Source organism: Sulfuricurvum sp. (assembly GCF_028710345.1).
In the GTDB taxonomy this organism is placed as follows: Bacteria; Campylobacterota; Campylobacteria; order Campylobacterales; family Sulfurimonadaceae; genus Sulfuricurvum.
Map to the genome: position 1 here is coordinate 1 of NZ_JAQTUH010000041.1, position 4220 is coordinate 4220.

Here is a 4220-nt window from a genome sequence, read left to right on the forward strand (position 1 = left end):
AGATAAGAGGCTTAACGCCTCTTAATTCTCTTCAAAAAAATCGGTGATGTTGCATTCAAGAATATAAGCCAGTTGATAGAGATGTTTGATGTTGAAGTGCTGTTTACCAAGATAGAGTTCGCTTTGTGAAATCAATCCGGGTGATTTTAGATTCATGGCTAAAGAGAGCTGAAGCTGTGTTATACCGCGCAGTTCACGGTATTTCTTCACATTCATCCCTATTCGGATATGGAGATTGTCAATGTCAGTTTCGTTAATGTCATCGACAGTTTTCAAAAGGTCTCCATAAATAGTAATTACTATCTACAGTGTACTTATGTTATACTCATCACTCAAATAGTGATTACTATGTAAAAGATTCTTTACCCTAAAGGAACCCTCATATGGTTAATAAAAAAATTGTTTTATCTCTACTTATATCGACGGTATCATTCGCCGATCAAACAACCATCAGTGATTCGATCATCGCCCAATTTGATAAATTCGATAATGCAATTGAGCTGTCCAATGATTCGCAAAATGTTTTAACAATTTATTCCCCAATAAGAGCTGGACTTATGGATCTTCAAGGTCGTAGACCTGAATATTCATTTAGTAGTGAAGCGCAGCACTTATTGGAGCGGAACTGTTTAGCCAATGGCGGAGATATTTACTATGAAACAAAAGATCGCTACGGCGACATTGTTAGCAAAAACAGCTTTAAGACAGAGGTATTGCAAAAAATGACGCCTGAAGAAAAAAGAAAATACCTTGAGCCTGATCTTAAAACAAAAAATACATCGGATGCCTACATTATCACATGGCGGGAAATTCAAAACACCCTCTTAAATAGCGAAAGATTTCAAAAGGGATATTTTATAGATACGGACGTACTTCACTCTGCGGACAACTATTACAATGTCACTTGTAAGGTTCCAGAGACGGAGCGGATTTTATTTACTGCGAAATCAAAAATAATCAATGGGCAAAACAGTCCGGAGTACATCAATGTTACGTTTGAAGAGCCTGTCAAAAAGATATCTTACAAGCGTGAATCCTCTATCAAATCTGTCGATGAACTGTATGCAAACTACATAGATGGCAGTAAAGGAAATAAATTAATACTCAAAGATGATATGAGCGGAAGATATGAAAAAATGCTCAGAGATTATTGTAATATTTCCGGCGGTACGACGATCACCGGGACACGCAAATTAAAGCGAACTGATATTGTAATGCTTGAAGCAAAACGCGATACGGCATGTATTGATGTAGATCACCCCTTTACGATCACTCATCCATCCATAAATACTACTGTTGTTTCAAAAGACACTTTGCCGGATTGGTATATTGGTGACACTCAATCTTCACACATAAATTCACTACCTGATCCTGTAGAGGAATTCGCAATCGCAAGCAGTCAAATGCCTATAGGTGTTACTTCAGAGAAGAACATTGGCAATAGAAAGCTTGTTTCTACGGTTTATGGGTTTGATAACGGTGGTGTATTAGTAAACATTCAAGAGCCATACAGTTCCGTCGGACTTAGAAATTACATGATCATCAACGGAAAAGCAACCAATATTACAGATCCAAATTGGACTTTAGGCTCGATATCTCGTCTCCCTCAAAAAATGATCAATGCGAAACAAGCATTAGTGGTCCAATGCGGAGCTTACGGTGGAGCGCAACTGGGTGTAGATAACTATACGGCTACATGTACACGCCAAGGTGTTGGCTCAAGCTGTATCACCAATATGATCTATACACGGGGTAATCAATTTGCGGGTAAAGAAACGTTTGGGTGCAGCAAGTAATGAATATCAAAAATTTCATGGAGATTAAGTAAATGCGTATTTTAGGTCAGATATCAACTGCAATAGGATTATTTGGTTTGTTTGTTTTTTCAGGCTGTGGAGGAAGACCGGCAGCTCCAGCAGTTTTAACACATGAACAATTACAAACAATGACGTTTCAAAACTATTGTGAAAGTCAAAACTACAAAGCTAAAAAATCAGGAAGTATTTATACTTTCGATATTGTTAGTGATACAAGTATTAATATGAAGTATTTCACTACAAAAAGTGTAACGGATGCTTTGCATCTAAGAACAGAAAGTCTTGATGCATATTGTAAGATGCAAGGTGGCTCTATGCTTTCAAAAGATGAATATTATAATAAAGTCAATTTTTATAATGGATATGCAAGTACAGCAAGTCAAATAATGAGGGATAAATTCAATTCAAAACTCCCATATGACAATAGAGAGTTTGATCGTGCTTGTATTATTAATAATTACCCGTATTTTACATATAAAACTAAGGATTTTGAAATTCCTTCCAATAAATCTTCTAAGGAGTTTTTCCCAGCTACAAATCTAACTATTAGCGCTGGGTATGATATTGCTACTTTAAAAGGACTTACCGAACCATTTTTCTCACAAGATGAAATTGTAACAATTAATTCAGAAATTAAAAATAGTGATTCAGACTATCAAAAACGACTTCAAGACCAAGCAATTTTAAGAAAAAAACAAGAGCAAGAAAAAAATCTCCATGATGAACAATTGCAACAATCACGTAAAATAGTACGTGATCGAAAAGGAACGCAAACTTTTGTGCTATATGATCAATATGTTGTACATAGTAGCTATAAATCTAAATCAGAGTGCGATCAAATTTGTTCAACCGAAAACCTTGATTCTACAGGGTATAACTCTATTGAAGACGTCTTACAAGATGGCTGGCAATTTGTTTCAAAAATTGGTGACATTCAAAAAGATATTTCCGGTTGCAGATGTGATGGAAAAAAATATATTCTAAACCGGTAACACATGAATAATAAAATTGTAAAAATTAGCTTTCCAAAAATAGTTGTTTTCTGTATTTGGATATCTATTGCCAATCTATTTGCCAATGATATTAGCGATAGTGAATCATTCTCAGCATTGTTGAAAGGTGATATGAAAAATGCTATTCCTTATCTGACTAAATCTTGTAACAATGGTACAGGACCACTATCATGTGATGCATTGGCCGGATGTTATCGAAACGGTAACGGTATTGAAAAAGATGCCAATAAAGCTATCAAACTTTACCAATCTGCCTGCGAAAAAAATTATGGACCAAGTTGCTATGCTCTGGCAGCAATGTATGTAAACGGAGAGGGTGTCAATGTCGATTATACATACGCGGGACAACTATTTGAAAAATCATGTGCTCAAGAATTTCCACCTGCATGTCAGATTGTAGAAAAAATAAAAAAAATTAACCAAGATAATGCTCAGTAATTGATGCCCGGTTATGTTTCATTTCCCAGCTCACGGCTTGAAGACTTTGCTCATATGTGTAACCGGTACGAGAGTATTCTATCATACGACGCTTCGCAAAATTCCATCTAAATGCATGTGAACCTTCTGCTGGAATACCTAATTTTTTACACGTTTCTCGAATGTCAGCAGAGTATTTCTGGCGATCAATTTTGAAGTGTTTGTGAATAGAAATATGTTCTTGAAGTTCTGCATAAATTTCATGAGAAATTAATATGTCTGATCCCTTTCCTCCCTTCTCTTTCGTAAAAACAGCGGTTTTATTTGTAGAGGTGATTGGATCAAATTGAATACCCCGCAATTGATCAATTTTTATTAGGCTTACTCCTTCGAGTCTACAGCCCCCACTTAGTTGAATTTTTGCAGCTAAGCGATGGAAAGGTTCGGATAGTGATTCGATCAAAAGCTCAGGATTTTCATAAGCGCGGTTGTGATAATTATCGGCTACTAAATCCAAATTTCTTGACTCATTTAAGATGAATTGCCGTACTGAAAAATCGTATTCTTTTGCTGCGCCATATTTGTTTTTGGTATAAAATTTCAGTGCTCTTTCCAGAGCCCCTAAGGAAGCGCTGAGCTTCTCCAAATATTGTTTGCTTGGGTGATTTAAAACTTTGAAATCCATGTAGGAAGAGACCATATCACCGGTGATAATTTCAGGATCTTTGACGTTCCAATGTTCGCGTAAATAATGAAAAAAATTCTCCCAAACAGCTCGATATGTTTTAGCCGTACCGTACGATGCAATTTTCTGAAAATTCGGATGATTTGGATCGATGCGTTCTATCTTTTTTGCGCCTTCAACTAGCAGTGCTTTTATGAGTTCTGCTGACAAATAATATACACTCCCCCGCATAAATTTCTCTCCTATAATTCATAAAAATATCATGAACGGATTAAGCCGCCGTCCGGC

General features: G+C 36.3%; 5 protein-coding genes. 3 read left to right on the forward strand and 2 right to left on the reverse strand.

The annotated features are described in order from the left end of the window. Positions 1–21: 21 nt before the first annotated feature. Complete coding sequence (locus PHC76_RS14775; protein ID WP_300210734.1) at positions 22–276, reverse strand: helix-turn-helix transcriptional regulator; 255 nt, start codon at positions 274–276, stop codon at positions 22–24. 107 nt (positions 277–383) lie between these two features. Here PHC76_RS14775 and PHC76_RS14780 point away from each other — a divergent pair, with 107 nt between their 5' ends. From PHC76_RS14780 to PHC76_RS14790, 3 genes are read left to right on the forward strand one after another with little or no spacing between them, the layout of a single operon-like run. Beyond that, positions 384–1796, forward strand: a complete 1413-nt coding sequence (locus tag PHC76_RS14780) for a hypothetical protein (RefSeq protein ID WP_300210736.1) — start codon at positions 384–386, stop codon at positions 1794–1796. Between the two features lie 32 nt (positions 1797–1828). Beyond that, positions 1829–2809 (forward strand): hypothetical protein, encoded by a 981-nt coding sequence (locus PHC76_RS14785; RefSeq protein WP_300210738.1) that lies wholly within the window; start codon positions 1829–1831, stop codon positions 2807–2809. 3 nt (positions 2810–2812) lie between these two features. Then, entirely contained in the window at positions 2813–3268 is a 456-nt protein-coding gene (locus tag PHC76_RS14790) for a tetratricopeptide repeat protein (protein ID WP_300210739.1), read from the forward strand. Here PHC76_RS14790 and PHC76_RS14795 read toward each other — a convergent pair. Further along, positions 3246–4142: a hypothetical protein gene (locus PHC76_RS14795; RefSeq protein ID WP_300210741.1), complete on the reverse strand. Its 897-nt coding sequence runs from the start codon at positions 4140–4142 to the stop codon at positions 3246–3248. The two genes, PHC76_RS14790 and PHC76_RS14795, sit on opposite strands and share 23 nt — an antisense overlap. Positions 4143–4220: the final 78 nt, after the last annotated feature.

Excerpts from the sequence above, each read along its gene's own strand:
- PHC76_RS14790 (WP_300210739.1), top strand. The coding sequence starts at position 2,813 with ATGAATAATAAAATTGTAAAAATTAGCTTTCCAAAAATAGTTGTTTTC.
- PHC76_RS14780 (WP_300210736.1), top strand. The coding sequence starts at position 384 with ATGGTTAATAAAAAAATTGTTTTATCTCTACTTATATCGACGGTATCA.
- PHC76_RS14785 (WP_300210738.1), top strand. The coding sequence starts at position 1,829 with ATGCGTATTTTAGGTCAGATATCAACTGCAATAGGATTATTTGGTTTG.